Source organism: Phycisphaeraceae bacterium, assembly GCA_019636735.1.
Lineage (GTDB): Bacteria > Planctomycetota > Phycisphaerae > Phycisphaerales > SM1A02 > VGXK01.
Genome location: JAHBWY010000005.1, coordinates 295,653 through 319,879, shown reverse-complemented (window position 1 = coordinate 319,879; position 24,227 = coordinate 295,653). Strand labels below are relative to the sequence as shown.

Here is a 24,227-nt window from a genome sequence, read left to right as displayed (position 1 = left end):
CGGTGCGATGGACGGGCGGTGCGGTGGACGGGCGGTGCGATGGACGGGCGGAGCGGTGGATGGGTGGAGCGGTGGATGGGTGGAGCGGTGGATGGGCGATGTGGTGGACGGGCGATGTGGTGGACGGGCGGTGCGATGGACGGGCGGCGCAGCGGACCAGCGGACCGGTGGACCGGTGGACCAGAGATTCGGAACGCATGAAGCGCAAAGGCAATGGGATCGCGGGTCACGCGAGAGAGCGACCCGAGACGGTTGGCGAAAGGCTGGTCAGTCCAAGCCGTAGCGACGGAAGTGGTCCCGCATTTCCTTGTGCCATCGGAGGAGTGCCTGCGATGGCAGCGATCCATGGGTCGCTCCACGCACAAGCTCCACATAGCCGTGCCCCCCTTGCCCCTTCTGGGCACTGCGTCCATCGTGCCCCCCGCGCCCCTCCGGCCGAGCGCCATGACTTCGCCCCGGTTGGTCGGCATCACCGCGAGCACTGTCAGAACCACGATCTTCTCCACGGCCGCGATCACCACCACCCTCAGCACCACGATCGCCACCGCCACCACTGTGGCCATCACCGGATCCACCGCCCACCACCTCGCTTCGGCGCCGCTCGACGAGGTCGCGAAGCCGCTCGACCGCACGCTCCAGATAGAAATTGTCTCGATCGCCGCAGAGCACTCGGACACGGTCGATCATCACCGGCCCCAGTCTGGCCCAATCTCGATCGAGTCGTCGCACAATGTCATAGCGCGACCACAACCGCTCAACCACATCACGATCAACGGCGCCCGTGACGGGATCGCACATGCGTGCCACACCCCGACCACTCGCATCGACGCTGCCGAAGACCGACGCCCACGCATCCCACTGCTGACCGGAGGCCCCCTCAGGAGAGAGCACATGCTCCATCGAGATCTCCTGCTCCGCCGTCATCAGCACGCGCTCATACTCCGGCCCGATCGGCTGGCGATAGCTCGGCCGCGCGCGGCCCTCGTCATCGACGAAGACCGAAGAATCCCTGTAGAGGTCGGAAACCTGGAACGCGGAGAAGTCGACGGGGTCTGGCGCGCTCGCGAAGCATGCACCGAATGTTGATGGCTGGTCGATCGCAAGCCACAAGGCGCTCCATCCTCCAGAACTGTGACCCGTCACGATCCGCGCCTCAGGCGCCGCCACGATTCGGTACTTCGATTCGAGATGGGGAATGAACTCCTCGACGAGCGAGGTGGCTCGCGGCCCGTGAATCTCGCTGTCGGCAAAGAGATGATGCCCGAGCGGCGACTCCGGATCGAGCACGACCCAGATCGCCTGTGGCGCCACCAATCGCGCCCGCTCTCCCGAGTTCATCGCCGCGATCTGCGCCGCCATCGTGTGACGCCCGCCGAAGCCCGGAACAACATAGATCACGGGCCACTGTCGCCTTGGCCAGTTGATGTCGTGATAGCCGAACGGCAGCACGACCCCGGCCCTCACGAAAGTCTCGCGCCCGAGCGCGCGGGTCAGCAGTTCGCTTCGGAACTGCTCCCAGATCACACCCGGAGTCTCCGGCAGTGCGTCAGGCGCGGGCACTCGGCGCGTAAGTGTCAGCGTGATCGCATCTCGACGCTCGGGATCGAGGTCGATCTCCGTCACCTCCGAGATCAGGTTTCCGGGAGAGAGATGGCCTCGCTCCGTCCGCTCGCGAACAAAGACCGCTTGTGCTTCGAATCGCCCGCCCAGTTCGCTGATCGAGTGCGGAAACGAAAGCGTGCCGGACTCCTCAGAGAAGACCACTGGTTCGCCTGCAACAAGCGATTCCACTTCTCGCCCGAAGAGAGGCTGCGGATCCTCGAAGAAGGGGGCGTCGATGGGAGCGCCGCGTGCGCGTGAACCGGGGCGCCGCAGGAAGACCAGCATGCGGCCGGTCGTCGGGCCGCCATCCAGCAGCCTCGCCGCATCCAGCGGAAGTCGCACGGCCAACTCATCGGCGATCACCGGTCGTGCCTCGGCAGGGTTTGGCCCGGGTTCATCCCGCGGGCCTTGTTGCGCGATGGCACCGTCGGCGGCACCTTGAGGCTTGACCGCTTCATCGACGCCCGACGAGTTCAATCCGCTGGATGGGCCGGAGATGAGGAGTGCAACGATCGTGGCTGCGAGGACCATGGCACCATCGTAGAATCGATGCCGATGATGTCCCTTCGACCATTGGACGGTCGCCGCTTCCGACGGTGCGGTGCGGCATGGATGGCCCGCGCGGCGATGAAAGCGACAGCGGACTCTCGGCGTGGCGCCTTGCGACGCCGGGCCGCCGCGGCATGGATGGCCCTCGCGGCCCTGATCGTGGTCGCGGGCCCCGTCGGCTGCGCCGGCGACAGCGACATGGAGCGCGGCACGCAGCGCTTCCTGACCGATATCGGGCATGGAGTCATGGGCCATCGAAGCAGTCGAGAAGAGTTGCGCCTGCCCGTCGAGGGGCTGGTCAATGTCGAGGTCCGCAACTTCGCTGGCGATGTCGTGATTCGCGGTGATCGCCCCGACCGGACACAGGATGCGCTCGTCATTCTCGACCGGCGCGGTGAACATCGAGGGTTCCGCGATAAGGAGAGCGAGGCCAGCCTGCCGCTCATCACCTGGGATGTGCGCATCACTCCACCGGCGGGCCCGGGCGAACCTTCGACGCTGGTGGTCGAAGCGTCGACGACTCACGACGAACCGTGGTATCAGCGCCTCGACATCGAAGTCACCATCGCCGAGCTGGGGCGAATCACCGTGGAGACCACGCGCGGACGGGTGCAGGTGTCGAACAATCGCGGCCCGGTGGACATCACCACCACCAAGGGCAATGTGCGCGTCGTCACCCCGTGGCCGCAGAAGCTTGAATCGATCATCGTGACTCGCGACGGCGATATCGACTATCGCGTGCGAGGCGAGAGTTCCTTTGTGCTCGACGCCGAAACGATCGGCGGCACGGTGAAGGCTCGATGCACCGCAGGTCGCTGGACCGCCCATGACGCGCGCAACGATCACGACTCGATGCACGCCACGCTCAATGACGGCGGCGAACGGCTCATCCTGCGCACGGTCGACGGAAACATCCGAGTGGGAGTCGTCGAGGAACCCGGCGCCATCGGGTCGTTCATCGTCACCCCATGAGCGCCAATGCCGCGGCATGCCGCGGTCGAGCCTGCGCATGAAGGAAGTTCAGGATCACTTCTTCCGCCTCGCCAAGGAGCGCGGCTATCGCGCTCGCAGCGCCTTCAAGCTGCTCGAGATCGACGAGCGCTTCCGTGTGCTCAAGTCAGGCCTCCGTGTGCTCGATGTCGGGGCCGCGCCGGGAAGCTGGACACAAGTGGCGGCCGCCAAGGTGGGGCCTCGCGGCCGCGTGGTGGCCGTCGATCTCAAGACGATCGACCCGCGAGGTCTTCCCGCTTCGGTCGAGCTGATTCAGGCCGATCTGAACGAACTCGATTCTGCGCGCTTCGGCGACCATGCCTTCGACCTCGTGCTCTCCGACATGGCGCCCGATACGACCGGTGTGCCCAGCGGCGACAGTGCCGTGAGCGTGCGCCTCTGCAATGCTCTGCTCGATCGAGCCGAGGGCTGGCTTCGGCCCGGAGGATCGCTGGTCATGAAGGTGTTCGAAGGTGCGGAGTATCCCGCGCTCCTTCGGCGCGCCCAGCGCCTCTTCGAAGTCGCCAAGGGTTTCAAGCCCAAATCGAGCCGAGCCGAGAGCGTCGAGATGTTCATCGTCTGCCAGCGGCTCCGAGCGAAGTGAGGCCGCGCGCCGTCGGCCGGAGCGCGATCATGTGCGCGATGGGTCGCAGTTAGATGCGCGATCATGTGCGCGATCATGTGCGCGATCATGTGCGCAATCAGGTGCGCAATCCGGTGCGCAATGGGGTCGCGCTCAGGTGGTCAATCAGGTGAGCGGTCGGGTGTGAACTCGGGTGCGCAGCCCAGCGCAATCAGCTCCGCGAGTCAAGCGCGCCGCAACGCTCGGTCTCAGCGCGTCGTCGCGGCATCGAACGCCGCAAGTCGACGGCCGACTTCCTCGATGTTCGCGCGGCTGTTGAAGGCCGACACCCTGAAGAAGCCCTCGCCCAGCCGACCAAAGCCCGCGCCGGGAGTGACGACCACCTGAGCCTCTCGAAGCAGGCGATCGAAGAGCTCCCAGCTCCCCATGCCCGAAGGGCACTCCGCCCAGACATACGGTGCGTCCGAGCCGCCCCAGGTGCGCAGGCCGCGCGCCTTCAGGGCCGTTCGAAGAATCGAGGCGTTCTGCATGTAGAAGTCGATCAGATCAGCCGTCTGCCGTCGGCCCTCGGGCGTGTAGAGCGCCTCGACGGCGCGCTGCACGGGGTAGCTGACCCCGTTGCTGCAAGTGCTCCAGCGCCGCGTCCAGAGCTGGTGCAGCGGCAGGCGCACGCCCTCGCGCGTTCGGCCCATGACCGACTTCGGCACCACGGTGCACCCGGCACGCAGGCCAGTGAACCCGCCGTTCTTTGAGAAGCTTCGGAACTCCACGCAGCAGCTTCGCGCGCCGGAAATCTCGAAGATCGATCGCGGCTTCGCCGGATCACGGATGAACGCCTCATAGGCGGCGTCGTAAAGAATCACCGCATCGTGGCGCTTGGCCCACTCGACCCAGCGCGTCAACTGTTCACGCGTCGCTACTGAGCCTGTCGGATTGTTCGGGAAGCAGAGATACACGAGGTCGAGCGCCTCGCGCGGCGGTTCGGGAACGAAACCGTTGTCAGGCGTGCCCGGAAGCGTCACCAAGCCCTCATATCCACCGCGACCGTCGCTCGGGCCCGTGTGGCCAGCCATGACATTGGTGTCCACATACACGGGATAGACAGGGTCGGGCACGCCGATGCGATTGCCCGGCCCCACGATCTCGAGAAACGCGCTCGCATCGGGCTTGCTGCCGTCGGAGAGAAACACCTCGTCATCCGCGATCTCCACGCCGCGGCTGCGATAGTCGCCCTCGGCGATGGCAGCGCGGACCTCGTCGTAGCCCGTGGGTGGGCCATATCCGCGGAAGGTCTCGCGTGCCGCGAGTTCATCAACCGCCCTATGCAGCGCCGCAATCACCGCCGGCGGCAGCGGCTCCGTCACATCACCGATGCCGCAGCGGATGACGCGCGGCGCGAGCGCGGGGTTCTCCGACATGAATGCGCTCACGCGGCGTCCGATCTCCGGGAAGAGATAGCCCGCGGCCAGCTTCAGGAAGTGCTCATTGATGAACATGATTCAGCGACCGCTCTTCTTCTTCTGCAGGCGAACGGAGAATGCGGGAGGAAGGTTGCCGAGCACAAGCTTGCGTCGCCCCTCGTGCCGTCGACGCAGGCCACGCCCGACCGCACCGATGCGCTTGAGCGAGCCGCGCACCTCCGGACTGGCCACGGTGCCCTTCAGCACCCGGACCCCCGCGTACTCGAAGTAGACGAGCTCGCCGCCCGGTTCAAGCATCGCCATCAGTCGCTTGAAGATCGCACGCACCAGCTTCGGCGGGAAGTTGTTGAAGGGCAGGCCGCAGACGATCATCTGGTAGAGCCCATCGAGTTCAACGCTCTCGATTGGCGCACAGTGAATCTGCACCTTGACTCCGGGTGATCGCCGCCTGAATGGCGCAATCAGCTTCTTGTCGAGGTCGCGGCAGAACGCCTCGCTCAACTCGACCAGGTCGAGTCGATCGCCGTCGCGCAGCTCCTTGAGCAGGGCGCGCGTGAACGGACCGGTGCCGGGTCCGACCTCGAGAATGCGACGCGGTGATGGGAGGGCCCTGATGGACTTCGTCATCTCCTTGGCGAGCTGACGGGAACTGGGCCACACACTTCCCGTGTGGTGGAGATCGCGGAGCGCCTGACGGACGAAGCCGAGCATGGGAGTGGGAAGAATACGACGACCGGCCGCAGGGAAGAAGGTTCCCTGGGCCGGTCAAGGTCGATTCCTCTTGAAGCGTTCATCCAAGAGGGCCACACAGGGTGTGGCGCAAAGGGGAGAGCTGGGGTGTTCGCGTCAGCTTGCCTGACGATCGGCGAGCCGCTTGAAGGCCTCGTCGAACTCTTCGAGCGACTTGGCTCGGGCCTTCGGCTTTCCGGACGCCACCGGCGCCGGGAAAGGAAGTGGTGCCGGGGGCACTTCACTTCTGCGGAGATCGCTGGTTGAGGTCATTGGCGGCATGGCACCCGAGGCGCGAGTGGCGTGGGCCGAATCACCTGCCGATCCAAGCGTCGGCATGGCAGGCATGACCACGCCATGGCGCCGATCGCGGGCCGTGTCGACCGCCTCCTCCATTCGGGAAATGAGGGATCGCATTCGCTCAAGATTCTCGCTGGGTCGCATGTCCATGATTCCGTACCTCCAAGCCCGGCCAATCCGGGTTCCTGAACCACTACGCCCTCAAAAGTCGGATGTTTTGCGGACCGAGGCAAGACATCGGCCAGCGGATCAGTTCGTCGAATCCGGCCGGATGGCCTGCAATGGCTGTCCGGGCGGTTTCTCCGCGTGCGGGGACCTATTCGCAACGCGGGGGCCGAGTTTTCCCGCATCGGCCGATGGGGTTACCGTTCCGTGACGAGCCCGGGCCTTGGAGCGCCACGGGACACCTTCATCGGAGCCCTCGGCATGTTCAGAGTTGTCGCCTCGTTCGTTCTGCTGTTGATCCTGTCAGCCTCGGTCCGTGCGGAGAATGTCGACTTTCCGCGCTTTCCGGCGCTGTCGCCGGATGGGTCGCGCGTCGTCTTCTCCTGGCGAGGAGACCTCTGGCTCGCCCCGGGTGACGGAGGCGCGGCGCAGCGGCTGACGGCGCATCCCGCCGATGAACTTCGAAGTGCCTGGTCACCGGACGGCGCGCGGATCGTCTTTGAGAGCAACCGCGATGGTGTGCGCAATCTCTGGGTGATGGCGCCCGATGGCACCGGTGTTCGGCAACTCACCTCGCTTGATGGTGCGGCCACGCTGGCGTCGGTCGGACGCGATGCGCGCGGTGCCACCATCGTCACCTTCGATGCGAACCGCGAGAACGATCTCTACCGGTCGCCGCGACCGTATCGCATTCCCATTGACGGCGGCACCATCGAGCGCGTCATTGACGCCTTCGGCACGCGCACGAACTTCTCTCCCGACGGCACGCGTGTGCTCTTTGATAGGGGCGGTGCAAGCTGGAGTCGGCGCGGGTACCGCGGTCCGGACGCGCGCGATCTCTGGGTGCTCGACCTTCGCGACGGGAGCTACCGCCAGCTCACCGGCTGGCACGGCAATGATGGATCGGGCCATTGGGCCCACGACGGGAGCATCATCTACCTCTCGGATGAGCACGGCGGGGTCGTCAATGTGTTGCGCCGCGCGGCAAACGCGCCGCCGGAAGTGGCAGGAACCGCGATCACGGCACTCGACCGCGATGCGCGCGATCTGTCCGTGAGTGCCGATGGGCGCATGGCCATGTTCGCCTCCTGGGGGCGCCTCTATCGACTCGACCTCACTGTGCCATCGGCGGAGCCGCGGCCAATCGCCTTCTCGGCGCCCGAAGATGCTCGCAGCGAGACGGCCTGGCGGCGCATCGATCGCGATGTCAGCGAAGCGCGCCTGAACCCCGATGGCAAGTCGATCGCGTTCGTCGCCTATGGCGATCTCTTTGTTCGCTCGATGGATGAGAAGGCGCAGGCCGTCCGCATCACCGACGCCCCGTGGCGCGCGCAGCACATTGCATGGAGCCCCGACGGATTGACGCTCTACTTCACCTCCGATGAAGACGACCGCGAGGAGATCCGTGCGGCGACCGTGGCCCGCACTCGCTCGGAGCTGCGGCAGCAGTTCACAAGCGCTTCGACGGAGGCTGAGAACGCGGCCGACCCGAAGCCGAAGGCGAGGACTCCGGGCGATTGGGGCGACGCCCTCGACTTCGAAGTGCGCACGGTGGTGCGCGGAACGGAGCCGGTTCGTCAGCCCGACCCTTCACCTGACGGACGCTATGTCGCCTATCGGCGGGGACCCGGCGATCTCGTCCTCCGAGATCTCACCACGGGCGATGATCGCGTCGTGCGGCGCGGATGGGATCAGGGCATTGCGTGGCGCTTCAGTCCCGACAGTCGGTGGATTGCCGTGCAGCAGCAGGATCGGGACTTCAATGCGGACATCTGGATTGCGCCGGTCGACGGTTCCGCGCCGGCGGTCAACATCACGCGCCACCCCGACGCCGATGTCGATCCGCGCTGGAGCGCGGACGGTCGCATCCTCTACTTCCGCTCTGACCGGATGAACCGCGAGTTCGATGTCTGGTCGGTGTGGCTCGACCCGACGCTCGCCTCGAAGACTCCGGCGGAACTCGACCAGTACTTCAAGGACGCCGTCGACAAGGCGCGCAAGCGCAAGCCGCTGCCGGCACCCGGTGGCGCCGCCAAGGATGCGGCCAAGGACGCCGCGGCGCCAGCCGCGGAACCTGACGCGTCCGGAGAGCCCGCGGCCGATGGTGCCGACGGCGCGGCAGGCGACAACCGAGGCGATGTCGCCGAAGAGAGCGCCGCGCCCGCGCCGCGCCGAGCGCCAGCAGCGAAGCCGAAGGAAGCCCCCGAGCCGCCGCCCGTGCTCTCGCTCGAAGATGCCTACCTGCGCCTGCGGCGGATCACGACGCTCCCTCGCAATGAAGGCCAACTCGAGGCCACGCCCGGAGGCGATCGGATCATCTTCACCACCTCAACAGGCTCCGACGAGGACGGCGGATCAACCGGAGGCTCGCTCTTCTCCGCACGATGGGATGGCACTGACCAGAAGCGCCTCGGCACCACGGCGAGTGTGCAGGAAGTCTCGCTGACGGGAGATCGAGTCGTGATTCTGCGCGAGGGCCGCATGGCCACCGTGCCTCCCGGGGGCGGCGAGACGAAGTCCATCGACTTCTCCGGCTCGACTCGAATCGACCGTGCCGAGGAGATGCGTCGGCGCTTCATGGGAGTCTCCCGCGCGCTCGGCGAGGGCTTCTATCACCCGACGATGAAGGACCTCGACTGGCCCCAACTGACGCGCAACTATCTGGAACTGGCCATGGCGGCGCGCACGGCGGATGAGTTCGACGATGTCGCCGCGCGCTTCCTCGGCGAGCTGAACGCCTCGCACATGGGCGTATCGAGTCCGTCGGATCCGCTTCCCGAGCGTCGGCCGCAGGGGCGCCTCGGTGTGCGCTCGCGCCCGCTCGCCGATGGGTTCGAGATCACGGAGATCTTCCCCGACGGTCCTGCGTCGAAATCCGCCACGCCGCTTCGAGTCGGCGATGTCATCGTCGCCGTCGCGGGTCGGCCGGCTCCTGAGGCCTCAACACTGGAAGAACTCCTGACCGCGCGGATCGGCGCGGAAACGGTGGTGCGCATTCGCCGCCAGAGCGCTGCCGGGGCGCCGGTCGAACTCGATGCGCTCCTCGTTCCGATCAGTGGGCAGGAGCAATCGACGCTGGCCTATCGAGCCACGCGCCTGGCCAACGCGGCGCTCGTCGATGCGTGGTCTGCGGGCCGCATCGGCTACATCCACATCCAGGGAATGAACCAGCCCTCGCTCGATGAGTTCGAACGGGACCTCTATGCCGCAGGCGAGGGGCGAGATGGGCTCATCATCGATGTTCGCAACAACGGTGGCGGTTGGACTGCCGATCGCCTGCTCGCCTCGATCATGGCGCCGGTGCACTCCTACACCGTGCCGCGCGGCGCCGAGCCCGAGTACACGCTCGGCTACCCGCGCGATCGTCTCTTCATCCAGCGATATCCGCTGCCCATCACCATGCTCGCCAACGAGAAGAGCTTCTCGAATGCGGAGATCACCGCCCATGCATTCAAGACGCTCAAGCGAGGAACGCTTGTCGGCGAAACAACCAACGGTGGAGTGATCTCAACCGGCAGCGTGCGTCTGCTCGACGGGACGACGGTCCGCATGCCGTTCCGCGGCTGGTACCTCCCCGATGGAACCGACATGGAGAACAACGGTGCGGTTCCGGACATCCGAGTGCCGCAGACGCCGGAGGATGAGGCCTCGGGCAACGATGCGCAACTCCGTCGCGCCGTCGAGGAACTGATGGGTCGCCTCGGACCGGAGCGCAAGCGGTCGGTCGAGTAACCGTGCCTCGCCTCACGCGACGGCGGAGGGACCGCCGTAGGACGATCCGCCGCCCCAGGAGTCGGAGTAGTCCGCGAGCGCGGCGCGGACGACATCGAGTGCCCGCTCACGGCCATACATCGCGCGGATCTCCGTGCGCGGCGGCTCTCCCGGCCGCAGCTTGTAGGTGGCGAAGTAGTGCTGCAAGCGCTCCACCAGGGCCGGCGGAAGATCGGAGAGATCGCGCGCCTGTGCCCAGATGGCGTCCTCGCGCAGGACCGCGACGATCTTGTCGTCGGCTTCATCACGATCGATCATCAGGAGCCCGCCGACGACATGGACATCCAGGATGATTTCCGCGCGATCGATCGGACGCTCTGAGAGCACGCAGACATCGAGGGGGTCGCCGTCACTTCGCGTGGTTCCCGCGAGAGCCGCGACCCTGCGTCCACACAGGGTGCGCGGAATGAAGCCATAGATGGTGGGGGGAGTGGCGCTCGACCGTTGCGGACGATCGACCCGCAGGTAGCCGCTCGCCTTGTCGACTTCGTACTTCACCAGATCGAAGGGCGTGATCTCAACAAAGGCATGCACGCGCGAGGGTGGCTCCGGGCCCGCGGACAGTCCATGCCAGGGATGAGGTCGAAAGGCCTGGTAGGCGTTCATGAGATCTCTCTCTCGGAGGAGGTTCCATCGCAACGCTCGCGCCAGCGCAGGCCGGCGGCGCGGATGGTGTCGTAGGCGCTGGCGAGCAATCCCACCAAGGGGAAGCGCCCGCCGATGGGCGAGGGGCCGAGTCGGCGCAGCAGCGCGTGCGGCGCATGGTGGCCCGGCGGCATGGCCTCGAACTCGGCGAGGGACCTGCCCGGACGCCAGAAGTCATGGAGAGAACTCTCAATCGGCGGCAGTGCCGACGAGGTGCGAATGCTCCCCGCGCCGCTTGAGCGCGGCGCGCTGCGAGCCGGCGCCGATGGGCCCGCGCCCGACGCGGAGATGAGCGCTCGCGCCTGCTGGAGGCGCTCGAGAAGCTTCTCCGACGGAAGACCTCGCAGCGTGAGCAACATGGGCGGGTCCACTTCGAGGCGCTCCGCCACCAGCGTCGCGGTCGCGACGATGTGCTTGCATGGCAGCGGTTCACCGCAGGGACAGGTCGCCACGAGTTCCGACGCCGAAGCCGGGAGAAGCGTGCACCCCGCAGCTACAAAGGGCACCTCGATCGTGGAAGGCAGGGTTCCCGAGAGAAGCTTCGCCGCGAAGATCGCTTCGCGCGCCATCGCCTGCACCACGCTGTCCCACTGTTCGCGATCAAGAACGCGCGACTCGATGCGCACGGGGTAGGGGCGCGGTGATCGACCTTGGACGAGCGCCTCGACCGCGCCGGGCACGATCGAGAATGAGGCCACCTGCCCGGCAATGGCGTACTCCATGCCGAGGAGCCGCGCGCCGGGGCCGGCGCCCTCGGTGGCCAGTTCCAGCCAGCGACGCGCATGCTCAGGCAGCGCATCGATGCCATCCTTGCGCTTCAGCCGGATGCCGTGCCGGACTCGGCGCGGTCCCTCCGCTCGTCGCGGCGTTCGATCGGGTGCATTCACGCGCCGATCTCCAATGCCCCGTGGCGAAGCGAAAGGAGGTCGCGCAATTGACCGGTGGAGAGCTCGGTGAGCCACGCCTCGCCCGAACCGATGATCTGCGCCGCAAGTTCAGTCTTCTGCTCAATCATCTGGTCGATGCGCTCCTCGAGCGTGCCCGAGGAGATCATCTTGTGGACATTCACGCTGCGCATCTGGCCGATGCGGAACGCGCGATCGGTCGCCTGATTCTCGACGGCGGGGTTCCACCAGCGGTCATAGTGGAAGACATGGTTGGCCGCAGTCAGGTTGAGCCCCACTCCGCCGGCCTTCAGTGAGAGCACAAAGATGGGACAGGCGGGGTCGCCCGACTGGAAGCGATCGACGAGCTGATCGCGGCGCCCCTGCGGTGTGCCGCCATGCAGGAAGAGCGCCTCGGTGTCGAGCTCGCGGCGGATCATCGACACGAGCAGGTGGCCCATCTGGCGATACTGCGTGAAAATCAGCGCGCGGTCGCCAGCCGCCAGCAGTTCATCGAGCATCTGAACGAGGCGCGTGCTCTTGCCGCTCCTAGCGCTCATCGGCAGCGCACCGCGGACAACGGCGCCATTCGTCACGAGCCCGTTGCCGGCCTCGTGGCCTTCTGAAGGCGCCACAGGCGCTGCGGGCGCGTCGGCAGCCGAGCGTGGCGTTGAAGCGTTGCGCCCGCTGGCCTCCGGCGAGGCAGGGACTGCTGCGCCACCAGCAAGCGCCTCATCGTCGACGGCGATGCCTTCGGACCCGATCTCATCGGCATCGTCCTTGGCGGCGATCCCCTCGCGCAAGTAATGGGCGGGGTGATTGCAGATCTGCTTGAGCTTGACGAGCGCCGAAAGGACGAGCCCGCGTCGGCGAATGCCCTCGGCGCGATCGACGCGCTTGAGCATGTCCTCGACGACCGCGTCATAGAGCGTCGCCTGCTCGCTGGTGAGCGGCACATGCTGGCGAGACTCGACCAGCGACGGCAGATCGGTGATGACCTTCGGATCAGTCTTGAGCCGTCGCAGGATGAAGGGACGCACGAGCTGCTTCAGGCGCTCGGCTCGCTCTCGATCGCGGTGGCGCTCGATGGGAACCGCGAAGCGGCGCTGGAAATCGTTGGCGGCACCGAGATAGCCGGGTGCGCAGAACTCCATGATGGACCAGAGTTCGCTGAGCCTGTTCTCGACCGGCGTACCCGTGAGCGCAATGCGATGTCGGGCCTTCAAGCTTCGAATGGCGGCCGTCTGCTTGGTCGGCGGATTCTTGATGTGCTGCGCCTCATCGAGCGCCACGCGGCGCCACTCGATGGTCGCCAGCGTCTCTCGGTCGCGCGTGACGAGGGCGTAGGTGGTGATGACGACATCGGTTCTCGCCGCGATGCGCTCGAAGTCTTCGCCCTGCGGCCGATCGAGACCGTGGTGAACATGCACGACCAGTTCCGGCGCGAATCGCGTCAGCTCGCGATGCCAGTTGCCCAGCACGCTCATCGGAGCCACGATCAGGGTCGGGCCCACCCGCTCGCCCTCGGCCGCGCGCTCGCGCTCCATCTGCAAGAGCGAAATCAACTGGATGGTCTTGCCAAGACCCATGTCGTCGGCGAGGCAGGCGCCAAGACCGAAGCGATCGAGAAACGCCATCCACGAGAGCCCGGCGAGCTGGTAGGGGCGGAGCTGTCCTTGGAATCTCGTGGGCTGAGGCAGCGATTTCAGGCGATCGGTGGCATCGACGGGACCGAAGATTTCGGCGACCCAACCTCGAGCGTCGAGTCCGAGGACATGCAGGCCTCCGCCGCGGCCGGTGCCATCGCCGCCGATCGAGCTCGCGCCATGCGCCAAGCGCAGCGCATCGAGCAGCGACACTTCGCCGCCGGGGTTCTCGCGCAGGAAACGAAGGCCGCCTTCGAGATCCTCGCGCCGGATCTCCACCCATCGCCCGGCGATGCGCACCAGCGGCGCACCACTGCGCGTGAGCGACTGAAAGGCCTCCATGGTGAGCGGCTGGTCGCCCACGGCGATCTGCCACGAGTAGCGCACCAGGCTCGACAGTCCGAAGCGCGACGCCTGCGCGTCGGTGAGCCGAAGTGCCTCATCAGGAAGATCCTCACTCTCGATGAGCAGTCGCGCACCGAGTCGGCTTGTGGGCTGGCCCCACCACTCGGGTGCGAGGACCTTGATCCCCGACTCTTCGAGGAGCGGCATCATCTCCCTGAGGAAGGTGTACGCCTCGTTCGTCTCGAGATCGAGGCCCGACGGCTCGCCCGAGGCGAGTGCCTCCTCGAGTTTCGGATAGAGACGGCTGACGCGGCCGAGCTCGGTGAGGAGCATCTCCGAGAGTGGTTCCGCCGCCGCCGCTCGGCGCGTTCCGGCGCGGCCGCTTGCGTCATGCCAGATCTCCTCCGCAGGCATCACGCTCGGCGGAGAGTCCATGCTGATCAGGCTGAAGGAGAGTCGCCACGCGACCGCCTCGGCGCCGCCGTCCGCGAGCGCCGACTCCGGCTCATGCAGTTCAAGCAGCAGGCGAAGGGAGCGCTCTTCCCCTGGGTCATCGAGTTGGTGGAGCCACTGTCGCGACAACCGCAGCAGGCGGCCCTCGCCTGCGGGGTCATCGATGCGCGATTCTCGATCGAGAAGCGACGCGAGCCACGCGGCGTGTGGATCGGCGGTGCGGTCCACGCCGTCAATCGCCTCGATGTACTGCTCTGCGATCAGCGCCTCGCGAATGATCGAGTCGGTGAGCGTACCCATCGCCGACTCGAGCAACGCCGCGCCGTCGGCGCGATCACACTCTTCCACCGCGCGCGCGATGGCTGGCATGCCCGCGGCCAGCGCCGCCGCTCGCTCCGCCATGTCCGAGTCGTGCAGCCACGGGCGCCACGCGCCGACCATGCCGTGTTCGCCGACGGGCGTCACGGTCGGGACCACGCGCTGATCGCTGACAAGCTCCACGACGAATCGAGCGACCGCCATCCAGAAGCGCAATTCATGACCCAGCACCAGGCGTTCGCCGCCCTGAAAGGAGTGAAGGTCCGAAAGCGTGCGCAGGGCGGCGAGCGGTGCAAGCGTGAGCGCGGGAACAGTCGTCGACTCAAGCCGCAGGTCGAGGTCGCCTTCGAGATCCTGATCGAGATAGGCGGCGAGCCGATCGCTGGCTGCCGGCAGTTCGTCGCCGAGGTGAGGCAGGAGCAGAGCGAGTGTTCCGGGTTCGGGATCCGCCTCGATCGAGAGGCCGTGGTCGAGGAGCGCGGCACGCACCCGATCAGCCGCCACCGCGAAGGGGTGTACGGCGGTCGTCGCTACACCGCCACCCTGGCGCGGCGGCGCCGCGATGGCCTCTCTCGCCGCATCGAGCGATTCCATCCAGAGGTGAAGGCGGTCGGCGTGCCAGTTGGCGTGGAGAACGAGCATGAAAGGAACGACTCTGGACTCCGACCGGGAGGGGGTCGGTCTTGGAACCCCAGTGATTGCGCTGGGGATCGAACCCAGGACCTGCGGATTAAAAGTCCGCTGCTCTACCGACTGAGCTACGCAATCGCGAATCCCCAATGGTAGCGGCAACGCCGACTTCCGCCGATTCGTGGCGTGGGATGTGTCTGGAGCGGGTTGGGGGCGCCGCGGCACGGGAGCTTAGTCAGGGGGATTTGCGGAAGTTCTTCACTCGGCGGCAGAGCGCGGGGCTCCGCGAAGGGGCTCAGAACGGCGGCGCAGCGCGGGGCCTCAGCACAGCAACTCAACGCCGGGCCAGAAGTGCTGATCCGTCGATCGGGAGACCACACGGTGTTTGTGCGCCTCGCCGCGGCGCGGTCGATATGGGAGAGCATGCGATGGTCCTGGCTTCTTCTCCTTCTGACTCTGGCAGGCCTCGGTTGTGACAGTCGGCCGCCACTGGCCGATCCGATCGTGCTTCGATCACCGCTTCCGGAGCCCCAGATCTGGGCGGTTGTGCCCTTCTCCAACGAGAGCGGCGTCTCCACCGTCGATGGTGCCCAGGTGGCCGACCAGTTCGTCAAGGTCATCGAGGAGTCGAGTGGTCTCTCCTGTGTCGCGCTCAACAGAACGCTGGCGACCATGCAGATTCTGGGAATGCGGGCGGTGTTGACCCACCAAGATGCCGCCCGGCTGCGCGAAGCGATGGGCGTCGATGGCCTCGTGGTGGGAACTGTTACGGCATGGAACCCCTATCCACCGCCCACCATGGCACTTGCGGCGCAGCTCTACCTGCGCCCCGGGGTGGTCATTCCTGCGAGTGGTCTTCCAGCCAGAGGCGACCAACCCGCGGCGGCAGCGAGCGGCTCATTCGACTCTAGTAACCACGCGGTGCTTGCGAACCTCCGGGTGTACGCGGCGGCCCGACACGAGCCGGGTGGCTCCTACGGTGAGGACATCTACCTCGTCAGCATGCAGCGCTACTCCGAGTTCGCCTGCCATGAGATCCTGAAACGCCTCTTGGAGACGCTTGCTCCTCCGGCACCGCGTCGGTGAGGCGATCGAGGCTGAGCCGACTCGCCAGCGGGCTGGACTGGGACGCTGGCACGATCGCCGTCGCGGCGATTCGACAGGCGCAAGAGTCTGCGTGACAGGTCTTTGAGACCGGTCGGCCTAGGCCTTCAAGCCCGGCGGATCAAGTCCTGAAACCACTCCAGGAACGGGTCCTAAAACACGAAAGATCGATCCGTCAAGGGCTGCCCCGTACATACTCTGCGCCCTGAGTCATAGTTTGAGCCGGAGAACAGTGGCCGGGAACTCGATTGTTATCGAGGCTCCTTGGGTGATCTTCACCATGCGGCAGGAGAGGTCCCGAACCATCTGCATTCACCTTGGCGATTCGATTCAGGTCGGGTCGACCAGCGTCCGATGCTAGGAGGCGTTATCGCCCCAGTGGGCACGGACCGAGCGAGGAAAAGCCATGCACACCAATCTTCCCGTCGTCGAAAAGTTCCTCTCGTACCTCACCGACGAGCGCCACTTCAGCCCTTACACGAGCCGCTGCTATGGCCTCGACCTTCGGCAGTACACGGACTTCATTGCCAAGGAGAGCGGCCTCTCCTGGGAGAACTCCGCTGAAGCCGCCGCCACCCGTCCGATGGGGGGCAACGCGAGCGGAAAGACCCTGACCGAGCGCCTTCTCGCCGCCGATGTCGAGGCGATCCGTCGCTTCCTCGCGAGCCTCTCGGAGCAGGGCTACTCCGCAGCCACCATGGCGCGGAAAATCGCCACCCTTCGCTCCTTCCACCGATGGGCGGAGCGGAACGGCTGGATCAAGTCGAACCCGATGGTGCTCATTCGAACACCGAAGCAGGCGAAGCGCCTCCCCAAGGCGATCACGGTCGATCAGATCGAGAAGCTGCTGGCGGCACCTAACGACAACGAGCTGCTCGGCTCGCGCGACCGCGCGATCCTTGAGACGCTCTACTCGACCGGAATGCGCGTGAGCGAAGTGGTCGGACTCAATCGAGGCGATCTCAACGCCCCGGGTGCGTGCGTGCACATTCGAGGCAAGGGGCGTCGCGAGCGCGTCGCACCGCTGGGCAGCCACGCGGTGAAGGCCCTTCTCAACTACACCCAGATGCTCGACTCGGAGCTTGCCGCCGAGGGCAAGAGCTCGGCCGCCAGCGATCCTCTCTTCGTCAACAAGAGTGGCACGCGACTCTCAAGTCGCTCGGTGCGCCGCAAGGTGGCGAAGTACCTCACCGAGGCCGGACTCGACCCCGACATCAGCCCGCACACGATTCGGCACAGCTTCGCCACGCATCTGCTCGACAATGGCGCCGACCTGCGCAGCGTGCAGGAGCTTCTTGGCCATCAGTCGCTCTCGAGCACGCAGGTGTACACGCATCTGACGAGCGCCCGAATGCGGCAGGCCTATGACAAGGCCCATCCGCGAGCGGAAGCGAGCTGATCGCCTGAGGCGACTCTGGCGCAGGAGCGATCCCGGCCGATGGGATCCGCCAACGGACCGATGCGCCCCAAGCAACCGCGCGACTGTCGCGATCGATCGTGCCAGTGCGGCTGCTGGGTCCTCGTCGACCGATGGACGACCGTCTGAAGCGCGTGACCGTCGCGCCCCCGCGGTCATGCCGCGCGAGTCCGCGGTGCATCTTCTACGCTTCGCGCTGCGTGAGCTCGAACACCTCCTGGCGAGTTGATCAGGGCGATGCCATCGAACTCCTGCGGCGAGAGCCTGCGGGGAGCGTGGACTTGGTGTACATGGACCCGCCTTTCGCCACCGGGCGCATCCTGCGCGGCCGCGAGGCGAGCGATCGCTTCGATGACCGCTGGCCTGATCGCGGCGCCTACTTCACCTTCATGCGGTCGCTGCTGCATGAAGCGCATCGCGTGCTGAAGTCCACCGGCAGCGTCATGGTCCATTGCGACTGGCGCACCTGTCACCACCTCTGGATCGAGCTCGAAGCGTGTTTCGGTGCCGAGCACGCCGTGAATCACCTCATCTGGACTTACGGTCTCGGCGGGTCGGGGCCCCGTTCGTTCGCCCGCAAGCACGACGACATTCTCTTCTTCGCGAAGAGCTCGGCGTATTGGTTTGACGCACCGCGCGTCCCAAGCCGAAGTCGCCGCATGGCAGGCACTCCGAAGAAGGCGACCGATGTGCTCGACATTCCCTCGCTCAACAACATGGCGCTCGAGCGCACCGGTTGGCCCTCGCAGAAGCCGCTCGAGCTGCTCCGCGTGCTGATCGGCGCCGCGTGCCCGAGCGGCGGTGCGGTCCTCGATCCATGCTGTGGCTCCGGCACCGCACTGGTCGCCGCAGTTGAACTGGGCCGCCGCGCGATCGGATTCGACCGATCGCTGCGCGCGGTGGCAATCGCCACGCGACGCCTTCGTGCAACCTCGGCGCCTCAGGCGGAGGACGCCGCCGCGGCGATCGACTCGGGAGCGAAGCGCCCTTCGAGGCGACGCAAGCGCTCCCGCGCCACTTCCCGACTCGGCGCGACGGTCGTCAAGTGACCCACCTTGCGGCCCGCGCGCGGGGCCTTGGCGTAGAGGTGGATCTTCAAGTCGCTCTCGGATGCGAGCGCCTCAAGCGGTGGTGTGGAGCCGATCAGGTTGAGCATCGCCGACACACCGCGCGGCGCCGTTGAGCCAAGCGGCAGCCCGGCGATCGCGCGGAGGTGATTCTCGAACTGGCTGGTCACGGCGCCGTCGATCGTCCAGTGGCCGCTGTTGTGGACGCGGGGCGCCATCTCGTTCACGAGCAGGCGGCCATGATCGTCGAAGAACTCGATTGCGAGCACGCCGACATGATCGAGCGAATGCATGACAGTCCGGGCGTACTCCGCGATGGCGCGCTCCATCGCCGGCTCCACTTCGGCGGGTGCCAGCGTGGTGTGCAGAATGCCATGTCGATGCACATTCTCCGAGATCGGCCAGTGGAGGAACGAACCGTCGCGGCCTCGCACAGCGATCACCGAGAGCTCGCGCGAGAAGGGCACGAACGCTTCGAGCGTGCACGGCACGCGGCCAAGCGCGTCAAACGCGGATGGCGCGTCCTCGCGTCGCTTGATCACGCACTGGCCCTTCCCGTCGTAACCGAGTCGCCGAGCCTTGAGCACAGCGGGCACTCCAACCGAGTCGACCGCCGCCATCAACGAGGCGGCATCATGCACCTCGGCCCACGGGGCGACGGGCAGACCGCACTGCGCGAAGAAGCGCTTCTCATGCGCCCGATCCTGACCCGTCGCGAGCGACTCCGCGCCTGGAGCGATCGCCACGCGCGACGAGAGTCGCCGGACCGTCTCGGCGGGCACATTCTCAAATTCAAAGGTGACCAGGTCCACGCCCTTCGCAAAGCGGTCGAGTGCCTGCGGGTCGTCGTAGGCGCCAGCAATCACCTCGCCGACGGCGCTTGCCGGGCACCCGGCATCGGGGTCGAGAAATCGAAAGCGGAAACCCAGCGGCGTTCCGGCAAGTGCCAGCATGCGCCCGAGTTGGCCGCCGCCCAGCACGCCGATCGTCAAGGAGCCACTTCCTCTCACGCCGACATCGCTCACCGCGTGGGTCCCTTCGACGGATCGGGATGCGCGAGTACACGCTCGGTCTGCGCCGTGCGTCGAGCCACCAGCCGACTTCGCAGCGGAGCGTCGTCGAGCGCCAGAATGGCCGCCGCCAGAAGAGCCGCGTTGGCCGCGCCCGCATGTCCGACCGCGAGGGTCGCCACGGGGATTCCCGCGGGCATCTGCGCGATCGAGAGGAGCGAGTCGAGCCCGCGCAACGCTCGGCTCTCAACCGGCACGCCCAGCACTGGCAGGTGCGTCTTGCTCGCGCACATGCCGGGCAGGTGCGCTGCGCCACCGGCGCCGGCGATGATCACGCGCAGCCCGCGGCCCGCCGCCTCGGAGGCGTACTCAAAGAGAAGATCAGGCGTGCGATGCGCACTGACCACGCGCGTCTCATGCGGCACCTGCAACTCGGTGAGCACCTCGGCGGCATGGCGCATCGTCTCCCAGTCGCTCTGGCTACCCATGATGATCCCGACGATCGGCGCAGGCGAAGGAACCATGACGGGATCGTAGAGGAGCGCCGTCACCGGCGAGGGACGGCGCAGACCAGTCGCCTCACGAGGCGGCATCCACCGGGCCCGCTCGATGGAGGATGACTGCCGCCAGCAGCGCGGCGCCGCAACCGAGCGCACCGACCCCGTATCCCACGGCGGTCGCCGCGGTCTCCTGCCCGAGATGGGTGCGGGCGACCAGCACTGCTGCGCCGATTACCGCAAGCCCGGTGGTTCCTCCGACATGGCGCATCGTCTGCATCAGGCCGGAGACCTGCGCCCGCGCATCGGCGGGCACGCGATTGAGGCTGTCGGTGTTCGTCGGACTCATGACGAAGCCGATGCCGACACCCATGATGGCGAAACCGCAGCCGATGATCGGGTAGTTCTTGAGCCACGCGCCGATGCCGGCGATGAGGCCGCCGGCAGTCGCGAGCGCCGTGCCGATGATCGCGGGGGTGCGCACACCGATGCGGTCATAGAGGCGACCGGCGACATGCACGACGAACAGGATTGGAACCAGCAACGGAAGAAGCGACGCACCAGCCTGGCGCGGATCGAAGCCGAGGACCTCCTGCGCGTACACGCTTCCCTGGAGCAGGAGCCCGGTCATCGTGAACTGCATCATGAAGAGGATCAGAGCATTCGCGAGCAGCCCTCGATCTCTGAAGAGTCCGAGGGCGAGCAGCGGTTCGCTCGAGCGCCACTGCCTGCGGATGAAGAGCACCAGGAGCACTGCGCCCGCCGCCGCAAGTGGCAGCGAGGTCACCAGCCGTGCGGGCGGAATGCGCTCCGCCAGCGTCGTCGACCACGGTGCCATCCAGCCCCACTCGTTGCCCTGCTGCACCGCGAGGATGAGTGCGGGCAGGCCGATCATGAGCAGCAGCAGTGACCATGGATCGATGCGCCACGACGCACTCCGCGCATCGAGGGGTCGCGCGATGGCGGTCAGAATGAGCGCCGCAGCCGCCACCGGCAGGTTCACCCAGAAGCACCAGCGCCATGAGGCGGCCTGCGTCAGAAAGCCGCCCACGAGTGGACCAATCACCATGAACAGCAGGGGGATCCCGACATAGATCGCCATGACCTTGCCGCGATGCCGCCGCGCGAACGCGCTGATGACGAGGGCGCCGCTGGCCGGTTGCATCAGCGCCGCACCCACGCCCTGGCAGGCGCGGCCCGCGATCAAGCTCCCTTCGCTGCCCGCGAACCCACACGCGAGGCTGGCCAGCGCAAAGACGACCACACCCCCGATGAACGCCGGCACGCGGCCGATCATGTCGGCGATGCGCCCGCAGAAGGCCACCAGGCACGCCATGACCAGCGTGTAGACGCTCATGACCCAGTTGAGCCCCGCATCGCTCATGCCGAGGTCGGCGCGAATCTGCGGGAGCGCCACGCCGACCACCGTGATGTCGATGAAGATCATCGACAGCGAGCCGGTCATGGCAACGAGCGTCAGCCAGCGTCTTGGTTGATCGCCGTCAGCCGTTGGCTCCATGGGCAGGAGATCGTACGAACGCGGGGCCCAAGGTGGAGGACGGCGCTATCGCGGCAGATCGGGCGCGGTTGGCGGCAAAGGCTCCGCGCTGAATCGACCTGACTGCGAGAGGAAGACTTGCGGGTTGTCGAAGGTCACCTTCCGGATGAGATCCTCGCCATGCCGTCGCCTCCGCATTTCCGCCTGCGCCTTGGGCACGGCCAGCGGATCACTGTGTCCCCAGTCGCCTGCTGAGTTCAGCCAGAGGCGCTCACTGCCGTGGCACTCGATGATGTCCGTCGCCCGTGCCGGCGTGCACTTCGTGTCCGGGTAGAGTGTCATGCCCGCCCAGAAGCCGCGTTCGAGCACCATGCGGACCGTGTGCTCCTCGACATGGTCGATCAGCACGCGCGCCGGGTCCGCACCTTGGTTGCGAAGCGCATCGAGGATAAGCCGCGTGCCCTTCAGCTTGTCCTCGAGATGGGGTGTGTGCACCAGAATCAGGCGGTTCAGCCGCAGCGCCAGCGAGATGTGTTCCTCAAGGATCAGCAACTCGGTCCGACTGTTCTTGTTGAGGCCGATCTCGCCCACGCCCAGGACATTGGTCTTGTCGATGAAGTCAGGAATGATGGAGATCACCTCGCGGGCGAGCCCCGGGTCTTCCGACTCCTTCGGATTGATGCAGAGCCAGGTGTGATGGCGGATGCCGTACTGCGCGGCGCGCCGTGGCTCCACTTCGGTCAATTGTCGGAAGTAGTCCCGGAAGCCTTCGACCGAACCTCGGTCGTACCCCGCCCAGAAGGCCGGCTCGGTGATGGCCACGCAGCCAGCGAGCGCCATCCGGCGATAGTCGTCCGTCGTGCGGCTGACCATGTGCACATGCGGGTCGATGTACATCGGCCGTGAATCCTAGAGAGTCGTTCGAGGATCCGTGGGCGACTTGAAGGCGTCGTGCCGCGCCCGTGCATCGCCATTGCAAAGAGAACATGGTGCCCCGGAAGCAGATTCCCCGCGGCAACGAGGGGCCTTCGCCGCGCAGGGCCGCGGCAAAAAGGAACGCGGGGCCCCGGAGTGGGGCCCCGCGTGGGATCGGGCATGGAGACGAACTGGGCCCTTACTTGCCGCCGACCGTGTCGCGGCCCTGGATGCCATCGCGGGTCAGCACATGGAAGCTGTTGCCGCCGATGTTGTAGAGCTCGACATCGAGGTCCGTGTTGGCCGCGCCAGGTCCGCTGTAGTAACCCGTCACGCCGAGCGGAGTGGTGCGCGACCACGCGCCCTTGCCGCTCTGGGCGGTGGAGCGGCTGTCCATGTCGATGGCATCACGCACGGACATGGTTCGCACGCTGCCATCGAAGAAGAGCACATTGGGCGAGGAGTAGGTGCCCTGGTTGAAGAAGTAGGGCACGCCACCCAGACCGCGATGCTGCGGGCTCATCGCGTCGGGATTGGCTCCGCGCATGTCCTTCTTCGCGCCCTGGAGCCAGCTGTGCTCAAGGCAGCGCGTCTTGAGGTCGGGGAACGACGCCTGGCCCTGCGTCGGAACACGGAAGGCGCCGCCGAGAGTCTTCGGGTTCTGGTAGCCGGTCTGTCCGCCCATGACGGCTGGTGCCCACATGGCGGCCGGGCTCCAGCAATAGCTGCTCAGGATCGCGTCCTGTGCAACACCGACGAATTCCTGACCACCGTCGATGAAGTCCTGGCACTTCGAGAGGACGACCTTGTCCTTCGGGGCGTAGAAGACCGGGTCATAGAAGCGCTTGCCGACATAGGTGTTGAAGCTCTTCGCGTTCGGAAGACGCCATGAGCCGAAGTTGCCCGTGGTCGTCTTGAAGTCGCAGGGCCAGTAGGCCTCGAAGACATTGCAGTTCGCCTGTGGAGAGGAGGCGCCGCACTGCGAGCCTTGGGGAATGAAGAAGCCCTGAGATGCACCCGCGGCATCGAAGCCCAGAAGGAGCTGCTGCGGGCAGCGGTTCTGCACATACGGGGCGCAGTTGCCGCCGAAGGCCGGAAGGCCCATGTCCTCGTGCGCGGCGGTCCACTGGCGATCGGCGAAGTCGGCACCATAGGTTCCGCAGGCCACCGCGATGTTGCGGAGGTTCACGCGAGACTGCGTCTGCATGCCCTCTTCGCGGGCCTTGCCGATGGCCGGAAGCAGGATCGCCACCAGCAATGCGATGATGGCCACCACCACAAGCAGCTCGATGATGGTGAATCCACTCTGTCGTCGAACATGCGTCATGTTCGAGTCCTTTCTGCAACTCGGGAGAGTTGCGTTCTCGTTGGCAGCTCTGTGTGCTGCACTCATCCGCGGCTGAACGCCGCCGCGCCACGCTGGGAAAGGCGTGGCGCGAAGATGCATCGGTCGAAAGATGGAGCACCATCGAGTTCGATCGATGCTGACCGACAGGCCTGTGGAGAGACGGCTGAGACCTGCCAACAAGCCGGGGCGACCTGGGATGAAGGGTCTGCCTCGACTGCCGTATGCCCAACAGTAGCGTTCGATCCGGGGTGGGTCAATCGCGAGGCGGCCAGAACGAATCGGGAGTCCGGCTGCTGGGGGACCGGGCCGCCGGGGGGGGCGTTTGCCGAGAAGGCCCGGG

General features: G+C 66.4%; 19 protein-coding genes and 1 tRNA gene. 7 read left to right on the top strand and 13 right to left on the bottom strand.

All coding sequences use genetic code 11. The features are described 5' to 3' along the window. A partial coding sequence (locus tag KF724_09355) for a hypothetical protein (protein MBX3355891.1) occupies positions 1-201 on the top strand: 201 nt, incomplete at its 5' end. 66 nt (positions 202-267) lie between these two features. On the opposite strand, the gene KF724_09350 is transcribed toward KF724_09355, so the two are convergent. Then, positions 268-2,133, bottom strand: a complete 1,866-nt coding sequence (locus tag KF724_09350; GenBank protein MBX3355890.1) for a hypothetical protein — start codon at positions 2,131-2,133, stop codon at positions 268-270. Positions 2,134-2,157: 24 nt separating this feature from the next. Between KF724_09350 and KF724_09345 the strand changes: the two genes are divergently transcribed. Next, on the top strand, positions 2,158-3,123 hold the full coding sequence (locus tag KF724_09345; GenBank protein MBX3355889.1) for a DUF4097 family beta strand repeat protein: 966 nt from the start codon (positions 2,158-2,160) through the stop codon (positions 3,121-3,123). A 37-nt stretch (positions 3,124-3,160) separates the two neighbouring features. Beyond that, positions 3,161-3,745, top strand: coding sequence for an RlmE family RNA methyltransferase (locus KF724_09340; protein MBX3355888.1), 585 nt, complete (start codon positions 3,161-3,163; stop codon positions 3,743-3,745). A gap of 227 nt (positions 3,746-3,972) precedes the next feature. Here KF724_09340 and KF724_09335 read toward each other — a convergent pair whose 3' ends face one another. From KF724_09335 to KF724_09325, 3 genes are all read right to left on the bottom strand, one after another. Continuing rightward, the gene (locus tag KF724_09335; GenBank protein ID MBX3355887.1) at positions 3,973-5,220 is read right to left on the bottom strand and encodes an LL-diaminopimelate aminotransferase; all 1,248 of its coding nucleotides are present in this window, start codon (positions 5,218-5,220) and stop codon (positions 3,973-3,975) included. A 3-nt stretch (positions 5,221-5,223) separates the two neighbouring features. After that, positions 5,224-5,856, bottom strand: a complete 633-nt coding sequence (locus tag KF724_09330; GenBank protein MBX3355886.1) for a methyltransferase domain-containing protein — start codon at positions 5,854-5,856, stop codon at positions 5,224-5,226. A gap of 135 nt (positions 5,857-5,991) precedes the next feature. Beyond that, the gene (locus tag KF724_09325; protein ID MBX3355885.1) at positions 5,992-6,291 is read right to left on the bottom strand and encodes a hypothetical protein; all 300 of its coding nucleotides are present in this window, start codon (positions 6,289-6,291) and stop codon (positions 5,992-5,994) included. Positions 6,292-6,600: 309 nt separating this feature from the next. Here KF724_09325 and KF724_09320 point away from each other — a divergent pair, with 309 nt between their 5' ends. After that, positions 6,601-10,071: a PD40 domain-containing protein gene (locus tag KF724_09320; protein MBX3355884.1), complete on the top strand. Its 3,471-nt coding sequence runs from the start codon at positions 6,601-6,603 to the stop codon at positions 10,069-10,071. 12 nt (positions 10,072-10,083) lie between these two features. On the opposite strand, the gene KF724_09315 is transcribed toward KF724_09320, so the two are convergent. From KF724_09315 to KF724_09300, 4 genes are all read right to left on the bottom strand, one after another. Beyond that, the gene (locus KF724_09315; protein MBX3355883.1) at positions 10,084-10,716 is read right to left on the bottom strand and encodes an inorganic pyrophosphatase; all 633 of its coding nucleotides are present in this window, start codon (positions 10,714-10,716) and stop codon (positions 10,084-10,086) included. Then, complete coding sequence (locus tag KF724_09310) at positions 10,713-11,642, bottom strand: hypothetical protein (protein MBX3355882.1); 930 nt, start codon at positions 11,640-11,642, stop codon at positions 10,713-10,715. The genes KF724_09315 and KF724_09310 overlap by 4 nt, the downstream gene beginning before the upstream one ends. Further along, entirely contained in the window at positions 11,639-15,043 is a 3,405-nt protein-coding gene (locus KF724_09305) for a DEAD/DEAH box helicase (protein MBX3355881.1), read from the bottom strand. The genes KF724_09310 and KF724_09305 overlap by 4 nt, the downstream gene beginning before the upstream one ends. A gap of 53 nt (positions 15,044-15,096) precedes the next feature. After that, a tRNA-Lys gene (locus KF724_09300) sits at positions 15,097-15,169 on the bottom strand. A gap of 285 nt (positions 15,170-15,454) precedes the next feature. Between KF724_09300 and KF724_09295 the strand changes: the two genes are divergently transcribed. The 3 genes from KF724_09295 to KF724_09285 all read left to right on the top strand — a co-directional run bounded on the left by KF724_09295 (position 15,455) and on the right by KF724_09285 (position 18,601). Further along, positions 15,455-16,117 carry a hypothetical protein gene (locus tag KF724_09295; protein MBX3355880.1) on the top strand — a complete coding sequence of 221 codons (663 nt, stop codon included), beginning with the start codon at positions 15,455-15,457 and terminating at the stop codon, positions 16,115-16,117. 424 nt (positions 16,118-16,541) lie between these two features. Further along, positions 16,542-17,534: a tyrosine recombinase XerC gene (gene xerC, locus KF724_09290; protein ID MBX3355879.1), complete on the top strand. Its 993-nt coding sequence runs from the start codon at positions 16,542-16,544 to the stop codon at positions 17,532-17,534. A gap of 218 nt (positions 17,535-17,752) precedes the next feature. Beyond that, complete coding sequence (locus KF724_09285; GenBank protein ID MBX3355878.1) at positions 17,753-18,601, top strand: site-specific DNA-methyltransferase; 849 nt, start codon at positions 17,753-17,755, stop codon at positions 18,599-18,601. On the opposite strand, the gene KF724_09280 is transcribed toward KF724_09285, so the two are convergent. From KF724_09280 to KF724_09260, 5 genes are all read right to left on the bottom strand, one after another. After that, complete coding sequence (locus tag KF724_09280; GenBank protein ID MBX3355877.1) at positions 18,493-19,611, bottom strand: 5-(carboxyamino)imidazole ribonucleotide synthase; 1,119 nt, start codon at positions 19,609-19,611, stop codon at positions 18,493-18,495. The genes KF724_09285 and KF724_09280 overlap by 109 nt on opposite strands. A gap of 29 nt (positions 19,612-19,640) precedes the next feature. Then, complete coding sequence (gene purE, locus KF724_09275; GenBank protein MBX3355876.1) at positions 19,641-20,153, bottom strand: 5-(carboxyamino)imidazole ribonucleotide mutase; 513 nt, start codon at positions 20,151-20,153, stop codon at positions 19,641-19,643. A 55-nt stretch (positions 20,154-20,208) separates the two neighbouring features. Further along, a complete protein-coding gene (locus KF724_09270) occupies positions 20,209-21,645 on the bottom strand; it encodes a DHA2 family efflux MFS transporter permease subunit (protein MBX3355875.1) in 1,437 nt (478 codons plus the stop codon). A gap of 45 nt (positions 21,646-21,690) precedes the next feature. Next, a complete protein-coding gene (locus tag KF724_09265) occupies positions 21,691-22,521 on the bottom strand; it encodes a TatD family hydrolase (GenBank protein ID MBX3355874.1) in 831 nt (276 codons plus the stop codon). A 217-nt stretch (positions 22,522-22,738) separates the two neighbouring features. After that, the gene (locus KF724_09260; GenBank protein ID MBX3355873.1) at positions 22,739-23,866 is read right to left on the bottom strand and encodes a type II secretion system protein; all 1,128 of its coding nucleotides are present in this window, start codon (positions 23,864-23,866) and stop codon (positions 22,739-22,741) included. Positions 23,867-24,227: the final 361 nt, after the last annotated feature.

Bases quoted from the DNA above. Each gene is read 5' to 3' on its own strand.
- purE (MBX3355876.1), bottom strand. From the start codon at position 20,153: ATGGTTCCTTCGCCTGCGCCGATCGTCGGGATCATCATGGGTAGCCAG.
- KF724_09270 (MBX3355875.1), bottom strand. From the start codon at position 21,645: ATGGAGCCAACGGCTGACGGCGATCAACCAAGACGCTGGCTGACGCTC.
- KF724_09260 (MBX3355873.1), bottom strand. From the start codon at position 23,866: ATGACGCATGTTCGACGACAGAGTGGATTCACCATCATCGAGCTGCTT.
- KF724_09340 (MBX3355888.1), top strand. From the start codon at position 3,161: ATGAAGGAAGTTCAGGATCACTTCTTCCGCCTCGCCAAGGAGCGCGGC.
- KF724_09350 (MBX3355890.1), bottom strand. From the start codon at position 2,133: ATGGTCCTCGCAGCCACGATCGTTGCACTCCTCATCTCCGGCCCATCC.
- KF724_09265 (MBX3355874.1), bottom strand. From the start codon at position 22,521: ATGTACATCGACCCGCATGTGCACATGGTCAGCCGCACGACGGACGAC.
- KF724_09305 (MBX3355881.1), bottom strand. From the start codon at position 15,043: ATGCTCGTTCTCCACGCCAACTGGCACGCCGACCGCCTTCACCTCTGG.
- KF724_09345 (MBX3355889.1), top strand. From the start codon at position 2,158: ATGATGTCCCTTCGACCATTGGACGGTCGCCGCTTCCGACGGTGCGGT.
- KF724_09330 (MBX3355886.1), bottom strand. From the start codon at position 5,856: ATGCTCGGCTTCGTCCGTCAGGCGCTCCGCGATCTCCACCACACGGGA.
- KF724_09325 (MBX3355885.1), bottom strand. From the start codon at position 6,291: ATGCGATCCCTCATTTCCCGAATGGAGGAGGCGGTCGACACGGCCCGC.
- xerC (MBX3355879.1), top strand. From the start codon at position 16,542: ATGCACACCAATCTTCCCGTCGTCGAAAAGTTCCTCTCGTACCTCACC.
- KF724_09295 (MBX3355880.1), top strand. From the start codon at position 15,455: ATGCGATGGTCCTGGCTTCTTCTCCTTCTGACTCTGGCAGGCCTCGGT.
- KF724_09320 (MBX3355884.1), top strand. From the start codon at position 6,601: ATGTTCAGAGTTGTCGCCTCGTTCGTTCTGCTGTTGATCCTGTCAGCC.
- KF724_09315 (MBX3355883.1), bottom strand. From the start codon at position 10,716: ATGAACGCCTACCAGGCCTTTCGACCTCATCCCTGGCATGGACTGTCC.
- KF724_09335 (MBX3355887.1), bottom strand. From the start codon at position 5,220: ATGTTCATCAATGAGCACTTCCTGAAGCTGGCCGCGGGCTATCTCTTC.